At 63.1% G+C, this 15,752-nt stretch carries 14 protein-coding genes; 6 read left to right on the forward strand and 8 right to left on the reverse strand.

All coding sequences use genetic code 11. The annotated features are described in order from the left end of the window. Nucleotide 1: 1 nt before the first annotated feature. Nucleotides 2–832 carry a formate dehydrogenase accessory sulfurtransferase FdhD gene (gene fdhD, locus ACN6NG_RS01115; RefSeq protein WP_041167489.1) on the reverse strand — a complete coding sequence of 277 codons (831 nt, stop codon included), beginning with the start codon at nt 830–832 and terminating at the stop codon, nt 2–4. Nucleotides 833–1,009: 177 nt separating this feature from the next. Between fdhD and lysM the strand changes: the two genes are divergently transcribed. Further along, a complete protein-coding gene (gene lysM / locus ACN6NG_RS01120) occupies nt 1,010–1,450 on the forward strand; it encodes a peptidoglycan-binding protein LysM (protein WP_174371286.1) in 441 nt (146 codons plus the stop codon). Between the two features lie 110 nt (nt 1,451–1,560). Here lysM and yrfG read toward each other — a convergent pair whose 3' ends face one another. Continuing rightward, nucleotides 1,561–2,223 (reverse strand): GMP/IMP nucleotidase, encoded by a 663-nt coding sequence (gene yrfG, locus ACN6NG_RS01125; RefSeq protein ID WP_063423225.1) that lies wholly within the window; start codon nt 2,221–2,223, stop codon nt 1,561–1,563. A gap of 64 nt (nt 2,224–2,287) precedes the next feature. On the opposite strand from yrfG, the gene nudE reads away from it, so the two are divergent. After that, nucleotides 2,288–2,854, forward strand: coding sequence for an ADP compounds hydrolase NudE (nudE, locus tag ACN6NG_RS01130; protein WP_063423226.1), 567 nt, complete (start codon nt 2,288–2,290; stop codon nt 2,852–2,854). Beyond that, on the forward strand, nt 2,851–3,669 hold the full coding sequence (cysQ, locus tag ACN6NG_RS01135; RefSeq protein ID WP_063423227.1) for a 3'(2'),5'-bisphosphate nucleotidase CysQ: 819 nt from the start codon (nt 2,851–2,853) through the stop codon (nt 3,667–3,669). The genes nudE and cysQ overlap by 4 nt, the downstream gene beginning before the upstream one ends. A gap of 151 nt (nt 3,670–3,820) precedes the next feature. On the opposite strand, the gene ACN6NG_RS01140 is transcribed toward cysQ, so the two are convergent. From ACN6NG_RS01140 to rfbC, 4 genes are read right to left on the reverse strand one after another with little or no spacing between them, the layout of a single operon-like run. Next, the gene (locus ACN6NG_RS01140) at nt 3,821–4,276 is read right to left on the reverse strand and encodes a thioesterase domain-containing protein (RefSeq protein ID WP_474312786.1); all 456 of its coding nucleotides are present in this window, start codon (nt 4,274–4,276) and stop codon (nt 3,821–3,823) included. After that, nucleotides 4,276–5,682, reverse strand: coding sequence for a sigma-54-dependent transcriptional regulator (locus ACN6NG_RS01145; protein WP_016497572.1), 1,407 nt, complete (start codon nt 5,680–5,682; stop codon nt 4,276–4,278). Before ACN6NG_RS01145 ends, ACN6NG_RS01140 begins: the two co-directional genes overlap by 1 nt. Beyond that, nucleotides 5,679–7,493 carry a sensor histidine kinase gene (locus tag ACN6NG_RS01150; protein ID WP_474312788.1) on the reverse strand — a complete coding sequence of 605 codons (1,815 nt, stop codon included), beginning with the start codon at nt 7,491–7,493 and terminating at the stop codon, nt 5,679–5,681. The genes ACN6NG_RS01145 and ACN6NG_RS01150 overlap by 4 nt, the downstream gene beginning before the upstream one ends. A 42-nt stretch (nt 7,494–7,535) precedes the next feature. Further along, on the reverse strand, nt 7,536–8,081 hold the full coding sequence (gene rfbC, locus ACN6NG_RS01155) for a dTDP-4-dehydrorhamnose 3,5-epimerase (protein WP_132842836.1): 546 nt from the start codon (nt 8,079–8,081) through the stop codon (nt 7,536–7,538). Nucleotides 8,082–8,358: 277 nt separating this feature from the next. On the opposite strand from rfbC, the gene aguA reads away from it, so the two are divergent. Both aguA and ACN6NG_RS01165 read left to right on the forward strand, forming a co-directional pair. Then, nucleotides 8,359–9,465 (forward strand): agmatine deiminase, encoded by a 1,107-nt coding sequence (aguA, locus tag ACN6NG_RS01160; RefSeq protein WP_197898338.1) that lies wholly within the window; start codon nt 8,359–8,361, stop codon nt 9,463–9,465. 184 nt (nt 9,466–9,649) lie between these two features. Then, entirely contained in the window at nt 9,650–9,847 is a 198-nt protein-coding gene (locus ACN6NG_RS01165; protein ID WP_026034717.1) for a hypothetical protein, read from the forward strand. A 131-nt stretch (nt 9,848–9,978) separates the two neighbouring features. Here ACN6NG_RS01165 and ACN6NG_RS01170 read toward each other — a convergent pair whose 3' ends face one another. Beyond that, entirely contained in the window at nt 9,979–12,054 is a 2,076-nt protein-coding gene (locus ACN6NG_RS01170) for a TonB-dependent receptor (protein ID WP_236197885.1), read from the reverse strand. A gap of 475 nt (nt 12,055–12,529) precedes the next feature. On the opposite strand from ACN6NG_RS01170, the gene ACN6NG_RS01175 reads away from it, so the two are divergent. After that, on the forward strand, nt 12,530–13,849 hold the full coding sequence (locus tag ACN6NG_RS01175) for an OprD family porin (protein ID WP_059394988.1): 1,320 nt from the start codon (nt 12,530–12,532) through the stop codon (nt 13,847–13,849). A 30-nt stretch (nt 13,850–13,879) separates the two neighbouring features. On the opposite strand, the gene ACN6NG_RS01180 is transcribed toward ACN6NG_RS01175, so the two are convergent. Further along, complete coding sequence (locus ACN6NG_RS01180) at nt 13,880–15,547, reverse strand: FMN-binding glutamate synthase family protein (RefSeq protein WP_236197884.1); 1,668 nt, start codon at nt 15,545–15,547, stop codon at nt 13,880–13,882. Nucleotides 15,548–15,752: the final 205 nt, after the last annotated feature.

Below are 15,752 nucleotides of genomic sequence, written 5' to 3' on the forward strand. Positions count from 1 at the left end.
GTTACGACTCCGCCGCCGGGCTGTAGACCCGCGGTGCGCTGTGCTTGGGCAGATGGATGAGGTTGAGGTTGTGCTTGCGTGCCCATTGCAGGGCAAGGCCGGTGGGCGCCGACAGGCTGACCAGGGTCTGGATGCCGGCACGCAGTACTTTCTGGATCAGCTCCAGGCTGCAGCGGCTGGTGACGATGGCCAGGCCGCCCTGGCTGTCTATGCCTTGGCGCAGCAGGGCGCCGATCAGCTTGTCGAGGGCGTTGTGCCGGCCGATGTCTTCACGGCCGAGCAGCAGCTCGCCATGGCGGTCCATGAACAGCGCGGCATGCACCGCCCCGCAATGCTGGCCCAGCGGCTGGAAGGCATCGATGCGTTCACGCAGGCCAACCAGCCACTGGGGCGGGGGCAGGGGCGCGCCCGGCAGTTCGGGCAGGTCCGGTAGCGCCTGTTCAAGCGCTTCGACCCCGCACAGGCCGCAACCACTGGTGCCGGCCAGCTGGCGGCGCTGATTTTTGAGGTTCCAGAACGCCCGGCTGGAAATTTCCAGGTCGGCATACATTGCCGAGCCGCTGCCGGAAAGCTTCAGGTCGTAGATTTCTGCAGTGCCTTCGACAATGCCGCTGCCAACGCTGAAACCGACGGCGAAGTCTTCCAGGTCGGTGGGGCTGACCAGCATCACCGCCTGGTTGAGGCCGTTGTAGACAATGGCCAGGGCCACTTCTTCGGCCAGCGGGGTGCTGTCGCGTTGGGCGTCGCTGAGCTGGACGTAATCGTAGGTGTTGCTGGCGGCGGGCATGGACAAGGGCGATGATGCCGCGCAGACCGGAGGTTTGCTGTTCATCGGGGCGTTGAATACCGGCGGCTTTCTGATAGCACAAGCCTAGGCTTGCGGGCCGGCGGCGTCTAATCGCTAGGGTCTATGCCTTGATAGACCGTGTCGATTGGTCGCACAGGGGGCGGGAGTGGAAAAGCTGGCCTAGACTCGTGAGTCCGAGGTTTCGTCAACAAGGAGAGCGCAATGAGCCTGTTCAGTTTCGTGAAGGAAGCCGGCGAGAAGTTGATCGACCTGCTGACCCCTGGCAATGCCAATGCCGAGGAGCAGCTGAAAAAACACGTGCAAGACGTTGGCCTGGGCAACCCGAACATCACCGCCACGGTAGAGGGAGACACGATCACCCTCAAGGGCGAAGTGGCCAGCCAGGAAGAGAAGGAGAAGATCATCCTCGCAGCCGGCAACATCAATGGTGTAGCCAGCGTGGATGACCAGATCACCGTGACCGGGCCAGTTGTGAAGGCGGCCCGGTTCGTTACGGTGAAAAAGGGCGACACGCTATCGGCCATTTCAATCGTGGTTTATGGCAACGCCAACCAGTACAACAAGATATTCGAGGCCAACAAGCCGATGCTGTCGCACCCGGACAAGATCTACCCGGGGCAGGTGCTGCGTATTCCTGACTGATCTCTGAAACCTGTACCGGCCTCTTCGCGGGTGAACCCGCTCCCACAGGTTGAGCGCCCTCTCACGGCTGGCGCAGTACCTGTGGGAGCGGGTTCCCCGCGAAGAGGGCCTCATAGGCCTACCAATAATTCCCGGTAATTCTCGACCGCCGCAAACTCTTCGGTATCCCGCGGCCCTGCCTGGCTATCCGGCTGGCGCACCGCCAGCAAGTGCCCCACACCAAACCGCCGCGCACTGCGCAGAATTGCCAGCGTGTCATCGATAAACAGGCTGCGCCCCGGCTCAAAACCGATGTCCGCCTGCAAGGCATCCCAAAACTGCGGGCTTTCCTTCGGGTAGCCATAATCGTGCGAGCTGATCAGCCGTTCGAAATACGGCGCCAGTTCCACCCGCTCCAGCTTCAGCGACAGCGAGTCGCGGTGCGCATTGGTGATCATCACCACGCGTTTTCCCGCCTTGCGGATTGCCGCCAGGAAGGTATCGGCGTCTGGGCGCAGGGCGATCAGGTCGGCGATTTCCTGCTTCAACTCCCGGATTGGCAGGCGCAGCTCGCGGCTCCAGAAATCCAGGCAATACCAGTTCAGCGTGCCGGCATTGCGCTCGAACAGTGGCTGCAGCTCCATTTCCGCCATGGTCCGGCTCACCCCGTGCAGCTCGGCATAGCGCTGGGGCAGGTGCTCCAGCCAGAAGCGGTTGTCGTAATGCAGGTCAAGCAGGGTGCCGTCCATGTCCAGCAGGACGGTATCGATGGCAGACCAGGGAATAACAGGCATGGGAAACTCTCGATCAGTCGGCTAGCCACGGTATAGTAACCCGTTCACGCCAAGGAGCCGCCTCATGCGCCAGAAACCCACCGTCCTCAGCCGCGAAATCGTCGCCAGCAGCCGCCTGTTCCGCGTCGAAGCCGTGCAATTGCGCTTCAGCAATGGCAATGAGCGTACCTACGAGCGTTTGGTGGGCCGGGGTAACGGCTACGGCGCGGTGATGATCGTGGCCATGCTCGACGCCGAGCATGCCGTGCTGGTGGAGGAATACTGCGGCGGCACCGATGAATACGAGCTGTCGTTGCCCAAGGGTCTGATCGAGCCGGGCGAGGATGTGCTGGCGGCAGCCGACCGGGAGCTCAAGGAAGAAGCCGGTTTTGGCGCACGCCAGCTGGAGCACCTGACCGAGCTGTCGCTGTCGCCGGGCTACATGAGCCAGAAGATCCAGGTAGTGCTGGCCACCGATCTGTACGAAGAGCGCCTGGAAGGCGATGAGCCAGAGCCGATGCGGGTCGACAAGGTCAACCTGCGCGAGTTGTCGGCATTGGCCATGCACCCACAGTTCACCGAGGGCCGCGCCCTGGCGGCGCTGTACCTGGCCCGTGACCTGATGATCCAGCGGGGTCTGCTGCAGCTATGAACGACCTGCAATTGATGCACGAAGTGGTCAAGCTGGCACTGACCGCAGGCGAGGCGATCCTGCCGTTCTGGCGTGCCGACGTGGCCGTGACCAACAAGGCCGACGATTCGCCGGTGACCGCCGCCGACCTGGCAGCGCACCGGGTGATTGCCGATGGCCTGCTGGCGCTGGCGCCGCACATTCCGGTGCTGTCCGAGGAGGACTGCAACATTCCGCTGGCCGAGCGTCAGGGCTGGAGCCGCTGGTGGCTGGTCGACCCGCTGGACGGCACCAAGGAGTTCATTGCTGGCAGCGAAGAGTTCACGGTCAACATCGCCCTGGTCGAAAACGGCGAGGTGGTGTTTGGCGTGGTATCGATGCCCACCAATGGGCGCTGCTATTTTGGTGGGCGCGGCATGGGGGCCTGGCGTGCAGATGCCGGTGAGGCAGCCCGGCCGATCCAGGTACGCAACGCACCCGCGCAGGGCGAGCGTTTTACCGTGGTGGCCAGCCGTCGGCATTCCAGCCCGGAGCAGGAAGCGCTGTTGGCCGGCCTTGGGGCTGCGGTGGGTGAGCTGGAGCTGGCCAATATCGGCAGTTCGTTGAAGTTCTGCCTGCTGGCTGAGGGCAGTGCCGATTGTTATCCGCGCCTGGCGCCGACTTCGCAGTGGGACACTGCGGCGGCGCAGGGTGTGGTGGAAGGGGCCGGTGGCGAAGTGATCGGGCTGGATGGCTTGCCGTTCCGGTACCCGCCACGCGAGTCGCTGCTCAATCCATATTTCCTGGCGTTGCCCGCCAATGCTGCATGGCGCCAGGCCTTCCTGAAGCTCATCTAACTGCCTGGCACGATCCTGTGGGAGCGGCCTTGTGTCGCGAAAGGGCCGCAAAGCGGCCCCAGCAATTCTGGCGGCGAAGCTGAAATCCTGGGGCCGCTTTGCGGCCCTTTCGCGACACAAGGCCGCTCCCACAAAGTCCGTGTTAGTCGCATTAGCGGTGCAGCACGTACTGGCCGCTGAATTTCACCGCAGGCTCGTCACTGCCGGCATTGCTCACCGTGGTTTCCAACGTCAACCGCGCCCGCCCACGGCGCTGGTACATGGCCAGGAATCGCTCCCAGGTCTTTTCGTCGGGCGGTGCACAACGCGCCACCGCTGTGCCGGTAACTGGCAATGGGTAACTGATCTGCCCCTCCTGGATAACGATGTGCCCATCATCGATCCCTAGCGCTCGCAGGCGCAGGTGCAGCCAGCCCCAGCCCACCAGCACTGCGGCGCAATAGAGGCTGCCGCCAAACATGGTGCTCTTGTGGTTGACGTTCGCCGCCAGCGGCAGTTGCAGGCGCAGGGTGTGCTGCTGCCAATCGATCACTTCCAGGCCCATTTCGCGGGTCAGGGGGATGTCGCTGTGCAGTACGGATTGCAGGTACTGGCTATCGGTGTTCATTAACGGTGGTCCTCTTGGTCGTCATGCCCGCCGCTGCCGCCGTCGAAGCTCAAGCTGTGCTTGCGCAGCTTGTCGTGCAGGGTCTTGCGGGGGATGCCCAGCGCCTCGGCCAGGCTGCGCATGGAGCTGTGTGGCTGGGCCAGTTCGGCCGCGATCAGCGAGCGTTCGAACTGCTCGACCTGCTCGCTGAGGTTGCCGCTCAGCACTGGCACAGCAGCTGCTGTCGCCGGCGGCGCCTGGCCGTCCAGGGCCAGCTCCAGGCCAAGGGCGAAACGCTCGGCGGCGTTTTGCAGCTCGCGCACATTGCCTGGCCAGGGGTGGCGCAACAGCACGGCACGCTGCGCCGGTTGCAAGGTGTGCGGGGGCAGGCCATGGCGCTGGCTAGCGGCGTCGGCGAAGTGCTGGAACAGCACCAGGATGTCATCGCCGCGCTCGCGCAGCGGCGGAATACGCAGCGGCGCGACGTTCAGGCGGTAATACAGGTCGGCACGGAAGCGCCCTTGGTCGGCGGACTGGCGCAGGTCTTCCTTGGTCGCGGCAATGATGCGGATATCCAGCGGGATCAGCTGGTTGCCGCCGAGTCGCTCGACCACCCGTTCCTGCAACATGCGCAGCAGTTTTACCTGTACATCCAGGCTCATGCTCTCGATTTCGTCGAGGAACAGCGTGCCGCCGTTGGCGAACTCGAACTTGCCGATACGGCGTTTTTGCGCGCCGGTGAAGGCGCCTGGCTCATGGCCGAACAGCTCGCTTTCCACCACTGACTCTGCCAGCGCGCCGGCGTTGATCGCCACGAACGGGCCGTCGCGGCGGCTGGACAGGTCGTGCAGGGCGCGGGCCACCACCTCTTTGCCAGCGCCGGTTTCACCCAGGATCAGCACATCGGCGCGGGTGCCGGCCAGGGCGCCGATCTGCTCGCGCAGGCGCAGCATGGACGGCGAATGGCCGACCAGGCGGGTGGCCAGTTGCTGGCGGTCGCTCAGTGCCAGGCGCAGGCTGCGGTTGTCCAGCACCAGGCGGCGCAGGGCCAGTGCGCGGCGTACGCTGTCGAGCAGGGCGTCTGTGGCAAAGGGTTTTTCCAGGAAGTCATAAGCCCCGGCGCGCATCGCCTGCACCGCCAGCGGCACATCGCCATGGCCGGTAATCAGCAGCACCGGCAGCTCGCTGTCGCGGCCGTGCAGTTGCTCCAGCAGTTGCAGGCCATCGATACCGGGCATGCGGATGTCGCTGACCACCACACCGGGCCAGTCGGCCTCGATACGCTCGGCCAGGCCTTGGGCGTCGGCCAGGGCCACCACCTTGAGCCCGGCCAGGTCCAGGGTCTGGCTCAGCGCCTGGCGCAGGTGCGGGTCATCGTCCACCAGGATGACCTGGGCTTGGCTGTCGATCAGTGTCTCGGTGGTCATGCCGAGGAGTCCTCCGAATTGGGCAAAGTAGCGCCAGGCGCGGCCACGCGCAGCTGCAGGGTCAGCACTGCGCCACCTTCCGGGTGGTTGGCCAGCAGCAGTTCACCGCCCAGGGCGCGCATCAGGCTTTCGCAGATGGCCAGGCCCAGGCCCAGGCCCTGGGTGCGGGTCTTGGTGGTGAAGAACGGCTCCTTGGCATGCTCCAGGGCCTGTCGGCTGAAGCCGGGGCCGTTGTCGCGGATGTACAGGTAGACGCAGTCATCGCGCTGCTCGGCACTTAGCCACAAGCGGCGCGGGTTGGCCTTTTCGGTCAGGGCGTCGAGGGCATTGGCCAGCAGGTTGCCGAGCACCTGGCGCAGGCGGGTTTCACCGGCTTGTACCCACAAGGTCGCCTCCGGCAGGTCGCGGATCAGCTCCACGGCCATCGCCCGGCGGCGCTTGGCCAGCAGTGCCAGGGCATCGTCCAGGGCTGGCTGCAAGGCCACGCTTTCCGGGGCATGGCGGTCGCGGCGCGCGAAGGCGCGCAGGTGGGCGATGATCGAGGCCATGCGCCCGGTCAGCTCACCGATCAGCTTGAGGTTGCCGCGGGCGTCATCGGTGCGTTGGTGGTCCAGCAGAATTTCGGCGTTTTCCGCGTAGCTGCGGATGGCGGCCAGCGGCTGGTTGAGTTCGTGGCTGATGCTGGCCGACATGGTGCCCAGTACTGACAGCTTGCCGGCCTGCACCAGCTCGTCCTGGGCGCGCACCGCTTCCTGCTGGGCGTTCTCGCGTTCCAGCACGGCATTTTTCAGCCGGGTGTTCAGGCCTTCAAGGTCGGCGGTACGTTCTGCCACACGCTTTTCCAGCTCCTGACGGCCACGGGCTTCGAAGTCGATGCGGTCGATGTAGTGGCGCCGCCGTTGCATCACCAGGCCGGCCAGCAGCATCAGTACCAGCAGCGTACCGGCACCGATGGCCATCACCGTTTGCACCGAGCGATCGACCAGCATGCGCGGGGCGAGGATGCTGACCTGCCAGCCGGTTTCCTTGATGTCGCGGGTCTGGGTGATCCAGGCGTCCGGGTTGAGCACCAGCGGTTGCGGGGCCTGGGTCGGGTAGGGCTGGATGGCGATGATGGCCTGGCGCTCGGCCTCGGTCAGTGTGCGGGTGGAGCGGAAGCGCCAGTCGGGCCGCGACGTCAGGATGACCACGCCATTGTGGTCGGTCAGCAGCAGTTGCTCGGGGGTGCGGCCCCAGAGGGTTTCGGTGTGGTCGAGGTCGACCTTGACCACCAGCACGCCAACAATCCGCTCGCGGTCCCGCACGGCTGCAGCAAAGAAGTAGCCGCGCTTGGCCGAGGTGGTGCCCTGGCCGAAGAAGCGGCCCAGGTGGCCGGCCATGGCTTCGTTGAAGTAGGGGCGGAAGGCGAAGTTGCGGCCGACGAAGCTGTCGTGCTTGTCCCAGTTGGACGCGGCCAGGGTGTTGCCGCTGACGTCCATCAGGTACATCACCTCGGCACCGGTCTGCTGCACGATGCCCTTGAGCAGGCGGTTGGCGTTGGTCACCGCTTCCAGGCGGAACGGGTCGGCCAGCACGCCACGTAGCGCCGGCAGGTCGCCGAGGATCTGTGGCAGCGTTTCGTAACGGTGCAGGGTGCCGAGCAGGTTGGCGACGTACAGGTCGAGGGTCTGGCGGTTCTGCGAGGCCAGCTCTTCCTGGTAGTAGCGTTCGGCCAGGTGATGCAGGGGCCACAATAACGGGGCCAGGCACAGGGCCAACAAGGCCAGGCTGCGCCAGCGGGGACGGCGTGGGGGCGTGGGTTTTGCAATCATCACGTAAATGCGCCAGAAAAGTCTGACGCAATTATGCGCTAGTTAAGGCAGCAGTTCCGCCTCTGCCAGTGGCAGGCCGACCTTGTCCTTGTCCGACAGCAGCGGTGGCTGCTGCAGCGCCCAGTCGATGGCCAGTTGCGGGTCGTCCCAACGAATGCAGCGGTCGGCGCCCGGGTTGTAGTAGTCGGTGGTCTTGTAGAGGAACTCGGCCGATTCGCTCACCACCGCAAAACCGTGGGCGAAACCGGGGGGTATCCACAGCTGGCGGTGGTTGTCGGCCGACAGGTGCACGGCGACCCATTGGCCGAACGTTGGCGAGCTTTTGCGCACGTCCACGGCGACATCGCGGATTTCCCCGTGCACCACCCGTACCAGCTTGCCCTGGGTGTTTTCCACCTGGTAGTGCAGCCCACGCAGCACACCCTTGATGGAGCGCGAGTGGTTGTCCTGCACGAACTCGGTGCGCACGCCGGTTTGCCGTGCGAACTCGCGTGCGTTGAATGCCTCGAAGAAAAAACCACGGCTGTCACCGAAAACCTTCGGCTCGATGATCAGTACTTCAGGGATTGCGGTAGGGATGATGTTCATAGCGGCTCGCTGGCCCGTTGCCCAGTATTGACCCTAGTCGGCCTTGCCGGAAATTTCCGCGCGCAGCTGTAACAGGATGCATAAGGTGTGGCTATGGTAGACGGCAGGGCGTTCCTTACACCAGATGATCTGGAATGCGCGTCGATTGTTATCGATTTAAATGCGCCGAGCGGCCTGAGTATCTTAAGTTTTCGGGCTTTAAATATCGATATATATCGGTTATAAATTCACAAACGCCCCAGCACACTCCGGCTCAGGGCCATCATAGAGGTCACCCATGAAAACCCTCAACTCCACGCCCCGTGCCGATGGTTTCCACATGCCCGCCGAGTGGGCCCCGCAAACCCAGGTGTGGATGGTCTGGCCGGAGCGCCCGGACAACTGGCGCCTGGGCGGCAAGCCGGCACAGGCTGCGCATGTGACACTGGCCAAGGCCATTGCCCGCTTCGAACCTGTCACCGTCGCGGCCTCCGCCGGCCAGTACGAAAATGCCCGTCGCCAGCTCGACCAGCCGAACATTCGCGTGGTCGAAATCAGCAACGACGACGCCTGGGTGCGTGATACCGGCCCAACCTTCGTCATCAACGACCAAGGTGAAGTGCGTGGTGTGGACTGGGGCTTCAATGCCTGGGGCGGCTTCGACGGCGGCCTGTATGCGCCGTGGAACCGCGACGAGGAACTGGCCGCCAAGGTGCTGGAAATGGAGCGCTGCCAGCGCTACCAAACCGAAGGCTTCGTACTTGAAGGCGGTTCGATCCACGTGGACGGTGAGGGCACCGTGATCACCACCGAGGAATGCCTGCTCAACCGTAACCGCAACCCGCACCTGAACCGCGAGCAGATCGAAGCCGTGCTGCGTGACCAACTGGCGGTCGACACCGTGGTGTGGCTGCCGGATGGCCTGTACAACGACGAAACCGACGGCCACGTCGACAACTTCTGCTGTTACGTGCGCCCGGGTGAAGTGTTACTGGCCTGGACCGATGATTCCAACGACCCCAACTATGCGCGCTGCCACGCGGCCATGGAGGTGTTGAAGAACACCCGCGATGCCAAGGGCCGCGAGTTCATCGTGCACAAGATGCCGATCCCGGGCCCGCTGTTTGCCACCGCTGAAGAGTGTGCCGGTGTCGATCAGGTGGCCGGCAGCCAGGAGCGAGACCCGTCGGTGCGCCTTGCCGGTTCGTACGTGAACTTCCTGATCGTCAACGGCGGCATCATTGCGCCAAGCTTCGATGACGCGGCAGATGCCGAAGCCAGAGCGATCCTGGCAAAGATCTTCCCTGACCACGAAGTAGTGATGATCCCTGGCCGCGAATTGTTGCTGGGTGGCGGCAACATCCACTGCCTGACTCAGCAGCAGCCGGCGCCGGTCAAGCGTTGAGCCCAGCGTGAATTAAAAAAAGGCCCGTCATTTGACGGGCTTTTTTTCTGGCGACACCCGGCGCCCAGGCTGGCATAGGTTTTGTATTGTTTTTCAATCAGATAGCTCGGCCGGGCCGCGCTCTCGGATCTGTAACATTACCTACGTAAATTAGCCGCTCACGGGCCAGGGAGTACGTGTAGACATGAACGCAGCAAGTGAGTCGGCTTTGCGCCCATCGGCAGTGAATCACCAGTCGCTCAAGGTTGTGGCGAAGTGGTTGAAACACCATGGAAGCATCAGGGTCAGGACGACCGACCCACGACGTCTGCTTGCCGGGCGGTACCCTCAAGGGCTGATCAGCGAAGCAGAGATGCAGGCGCTGATGGCGGTGTGGCACTGATCGAATTGGTATTCCTGTACCGGCCTCTTCGCGGGTGAACCCGCTCCCACAGGTACTCCACATGTCTCGAAACCTGTGGTGACCCTGTGGGAGCGGCTTCAGCCGCGAAGAGGCCGGTACAGCAATAAAGATCAGAAGCTGTAGCTACCCGTGACCACCAGGCTACGCGGGTCCCCCACCTGAATCTGCGCCGCACTGGTCGCCGAGCTGTAGTAAGTCTTGTCGGCAATATTGCTCAACGCCGCCCGCACATCCCAGTCATGGGTACGGTACCCCGCCAGCGCATCCCAACGGCCATACCCTGGCAACACCGTGGTGTTCTGGTTGTCCGCATAACGCTCACCTACCAGCGTAACGCCGGTTTCGGCGTACCAGCCCAGCTCTGGTTTCCAGGTCACGAACAGGCTGGCGTTGCGCTTGGCCACATCGTTGATGCGGTTGCCTTCCTGGCCGTTGTTGTCCTTGACGATGATCGCATCCTGCAGGCCGATGCCGCCGCGTATATACCAGTTGCCGACGATGTTGCCAGTGGCCGTCAACTCGATGCCGCGCGAACGCTGCAGGCCGCTGAGCAAGATGTTTTCCGGGATGAGCGGGTCGCGGGTGCGGCGGTTGTACAGCTCCAGCTCGTAGATGGCCACCGTGGTGCTCAGGCGCTGGTCGAGCCAGTCGCTCTTCATGCCGATTTCCTTCTGGCGCGTTTCCTCCGGCTTCGTGTCGTTGGTGTTGCCCTGCGAACCCGGGGTGATGCCGATGAGGCCGCCGCCCACCGGCGAGAAGGTCTTGCTCCACGAGGCGTAGAACGAATGGTCACGCCACGGTGTGTACACCACGCCCAGGCGTGGGCTGGTGCTATTGCTGTCCTGCGACTCGGACAGGTTGCGCATGTTGGTGGTTTCAACCTCGAACTGGTCGAAGCGCACCCCGGCAAGGATCTGCCATTGATCGTTCAGGCGGATCTGGTCCTGCAGATAAATGCCGCGGCTATCGACCACCGTGTGGTTGTCACTCGACAGCACCAGGCGGCCGTTGTGCTGCTGGCTACGGTTGGGTTGGCCCAAGCCCGGCAGCGTCTGGCTACCAGCGGTATACAGCACGGGGTCTCGCTTCTGGTTGCCGAATTCCAGGCCCAGCAGCAGCGTGTGCTCCAGGCCCAGGGTGTCGAAATCGCCCTCGGCTTCCAGGTTGTTGAACAGGTTGCGGGTGTTCAGGTCCTGCTGCCAGCGCTGGCGGGTCAGGACATTGGTGCTGGCGTTGTAGCCCGTGACGTAGGTGTTGTCGAACTCGCTGTCGAGCTTGAACAGGCCCAGGGTATGGCGCAGCTGCCAGGTTTCGTTCAGCTGGTAGTTCAGGCGTGAGCGCAGGGACTGGGCGCGATCATCGATGTAGTCGCGCTGGTCGCCGTAGGTGGTGCTGCGGCTGACGTCGGCCGGGCGGCCATTCACCCCGGGGATGCCCCGGTCGGGCGTGCGGTTGTAGCGGCTGTATTCGTACTGCACCAGCCAGTTCAGGTCGGGGGTGATTTGCCAGCTGACCGACGGGGCGAACAGCTGGCGGCTGCCGTCGATACCCTTGCGGAAGCTGTTGTTGTCCTGGGTGCCCATGTTCAGGCGCAGGCTGACGGTGTCGCTGGGGTCGGCGCTGAGGTCGGCATACAGGCTGCGCAGGTCTTCGCTGCCGGCCTGTGCATCGATGCTCGAGCGGCGGCCCTGCTCCGGAGCCTTGCTGACCCGGTTGACGATGCCGCCCTGGCTGCCACGGCCATATAGCACCGCCGCCGGCCCCTTCAGCACCTCGACCCGCTCGATGTTGTGCAGGTCGCGGATGTACTGGCTGTCGTCGCGAATGCCGTCCAGGTAGAAGTCGTTGCTGGCCTCGAAGCCGCGGATGCGCACGCTGTCAAAGCGGGTGTCGGCGCCGCTGCTGACGTTGGGGATCCCCTCCAGCGCCTTGCCCAGGGTGTTGTTGCCGTAGTCCAGCACATTGGCGGTTTTCACCGTGTCGATGGCCTGCGGCACATAGCGTACCGGCGTCGAGGTGCGGGTGGCGGTGCTCACCTCCTTGGCGCGCGGGTTGTCCTTCTCACGCTCGCTGTCGGCGGTAACCGACGACTCTGGCAGCGTGGTGGTGGCGGCACTGGCCAGGCCGGCGCTGAACAGCAGCGACAGGCCAAGCGTCAAGGGGGAAAGGCGGCAAGGTACAAGCATGGACACATCCGGACCGGGCAGGTGAAAAAGAAGGTGCGAATGGTAATGCTTGCTATTTGCTCTTGCTTGGGTATTTGTAAAGGGTTGTCTTTACATATGTATCTCTTTGTAACAGCCTCTGCCGCCACGGTTTGCCTGCTCTCGGGAAATTGTCCGTTCGATCAAAAGGTAATTTCCCACACGAGATAAATTGCCCGCTGATAGCGCAAACCTGCATGGAAATGCACCAGCTCTGCCGATAATTTTGGTTATATCAACCTGCATTTCACGACTTTTTGACATTTGTAATCGCACACGGCTAGGATTCGGCCAACGCCTGCTGGCCATTATCTTGGCCATGCTGCTGCCGAGGGCTGCCGTGGACTTACCGGCTGGCCCACCAGGCGGGATCCGCATAGCGTCGAACCTACGAAGGGGCGTTGGTTCCTGGCGTCATAGTGCAGAGCGTTTTTGATTAAGAAATAAGGAAAACAACATGTTGAAAACCAGGATCAGCCTGGTCGCCTTGGCGATGATCGCCGCGACCCAGGCACAGGCCAATGACCAGGCCGACAGCAAGGGCTTCATCGAGGACAGCCACGCCAACGTCCTTCTGCGCAACGCCTACATCAACCGTGACAAGAAGCACGGCACCGACGACCAGATCGAATGGGGCCAGGCGTTCATCGCCAACTTCTCCTCCGGCTTTACCCAGGGCACCGTGGGCGTCGGCGTCGACGCATTCGGCCTGTACGCCGTGCGCCTTGATGGCGGCAAAGGCCACAACGGTGGCGGCGGCGTCGACTTCTTCAAACCTCACGAAACCACCAATGCCGAAGGCAACGCCAGCTCGCCACACAACCTGGCCCGTGGTGGTGCAGCAGTAAAATTCCGCATTTCCAACACCGTGCTGAAGTACGGTGACCAGATGCCAGCACTGCCAGTGCTGCAGTACGACGACGCGCGTCTGCTGCCAGAAAGCTTCACCGGTACCCTGATCACCTCGAAAGAGATCGAGGGCCTGGAACTGAACGCCGGCCGCTTCACTCAGGAAGCGCGCAAGAGCGCCGAGCGCCGTGACGGTGGCGGCCTGAAGTCGATCAACGTCTTCGGTGGTAGCTACAAGTTCACCGACAACTTCACCGCTTCGCTGTACACCGCAGACAACGAAGACGTGATGAAGAAGCACTACCTGGGCTTGAACTACGTCTTCCCGATCGCCAGCGACCAGTCCCTGACCCTGGACTTCAACGGCTACAAGTCGGACATCGACAACAAGTACGTACAAGCCGCTGGCTTGAATGGCGACTCCAACACCATCTGGAGCCTGGCAGCCACTTACGCGTACGGTGCGCACTCGTTCACCCTCGCGCATCAGCGCAGCACCGGCAGCACCGGTTACAACTACGGCTTCTACCAGAACGCCGGTGGCGTGGGTGACGGTGGTTCGACCATCTACCTGGCCAACTCGTACTGGTCCGACTTCAACGCCGAAGACGAGCGCTCCTGGCAGCTGGGCTACGGCCTGGACTTCGGTGCCTACGGCATCCCGGGCCTGACCTACAAGCTGGCCTACGTGGTGGGTGACAACATCAACACCCGCAACGTCGCCAACCCGCAGGGCTTCGGCGAAGGTAAAGAGCGCGAGATCTTCAACCAGATCCGTTACGTGGTGCAGGACGGCCCGGCCAAGGACCTGTCCATCAAGCTGCGTAGCTCGTTCCTGCGCACCAACAACGCCGTGCAGCAGAACGGTTACAACGACGACGGCAACGAAGTCCGCGTATTCGTCGAGTACCCGATCAGCATCTTCTGATCCTGATCTGAAGCATCGAACAGCCCTGGCTTATGCCGGGGCTGTTTCTTTTCGGCGCACGGCTTTTGCCGCAACGGGCATCAGTTCCCCCGTTTCCGGCGCAAAACTGTCGCTACGTGCCATCCGCCACATCCGCGCATAAAACTCGCTTTCAATCGAGCCACTGAGCAGTTCGCCTGGTTTGAGGAACGTGTGCAGGTCCGAGAACAGCCCGATTTCGCTGGGGCTGATACGCCGAGCCAGGTGCTTGGGCTTGAGCTCCGAAGGGTGCTCCAGGCCCGCAGCGGCCAGCATTTCGGCCAGTGCGTGCAGCGTGTTGCGATGAAAGCTGGCCACCCGCTCGGCCTTGTCTGGCACCACCAGGGCGCGCTGGCGCAGTGGGTCTTGCGTGGCCACGCCGGTCGGGCATTTGTTGGTGTGGCAGCTTTGCGACTGGATGCAGCCAATGGCGAACATGAAGCCGCGCGCCGAGTTGACCCAGTCAGCGCCGATGGCCAATACGCTGGCGATGTCGAAGGCACTGACAATCTTGCCCGCAGCGCCAATGCGAATGCTGGAGCGCAGGTTCAGGCCGACCAGGGTGTTGTGCACGAACATCAGGCCTTCGCGCATGGGCACACCCATGTTGTCGCTGAACTCGCGAGGTGCGGCGCCGGTACCGCCTTCCTTGCCATCGACAACGATGAAGTCCGGGGTGATGCCGGTGGCCAGCATGGCCTTGGCAATGCCCATGAACTCCCACGGGTGGCCCAGGCAGAACTTGAAGCCTACGGGCTTGCCACCCGACAGCTCGCGTAGGCTGGCCACGAATTGCAGCAACTCGGCTGGCGTGCGAAAGGCACTGTGCGCGGCCGGGGAGATGCAGTCTTCACCTGCGCGCACGCCACGGGTCTCGGCAATTTCGGCGCTGACCTTGTGCCCTGGCAGGATACCGCCGTGGCCAGGCTTGGCACCCTGGCTGAGCTTGATCTCGATCATCTTCACCTGCGGCGAGCGGGCCTGTTCGGCGAAGCGGTGCGGGTCGAAACGACCGTCCTCGGTACGGCAGCCGAAGTAGCCACTGCCGATTTCCCAGATCAGGTCACCGCCATGTTCGCGGTGGTAGGGGCTGATGCTGCCTTCACCCGTGTCATGGGCAAAACGGCCCATGCGCGCACCGCGGTTTAGCGCGGCGATGGCATTGGCGCTGAGGGCGCCAAAGCTCATGGCCGAAATATTGAAGATCGAGGCCGAGTAGGGCAGGCGGCATTGCGGCCCGCCAATGGCGATGCGGAACGAGGCCGGGTCTGGCGTGGCCACTGGCAGCATCGAATGGCTGATGAATTCGAAACCGGGTTTGTAGGCATCGTTCAGGGTACCGAAGGCTTTCTCGGCGCTTTCGTTCTTGGCGCGTGCGTACACCAGCGAGCGCTGCGAGCGGGAGAACGGCAGCTTGTCGTCGTCACCCTCGATCAGGTACTGGCGGATTTCCGGGCGGATGGTTTCGATCAGGTAGCGGATATTGCCCAGGATCGGGTAGTTGCGGCGAACGGCGTGGTGGCTCTGGCGCAGGTCGTTGAGCCCGACCAGGCTGAGCAGGGCAGTGATCAGTGTGATTGGCCAGAGCCAGGCATGTTGGGGCAGCAGCGGCAAGCTGGCAAAGGTGAACAACAGGCAGCTGACGAGGCAGGCGTAGCGGCTGGGCAGAGAGTGATTCATGGGTCCATCGCAGGCAGGATGACCGGGCATAGGATAGGCAAAGGCGGGGAGGGGAAAACCTGGGTAATCGGTAAAAGACTGTTACCTGATTGCGTATTCCCAGCCTTGCGCAGTCCCATGTTGTGGGAGCGGCCTTGTGTCGCGATGGGCTGCGCAGCAGCCCCAGGTATTGGTGTCACGGCACAAACCGCCGGGGCTGCTGCGC

It is taken from the genome of Pseudomonas sp. TSO6 (genome assembly GCF_056098905.1).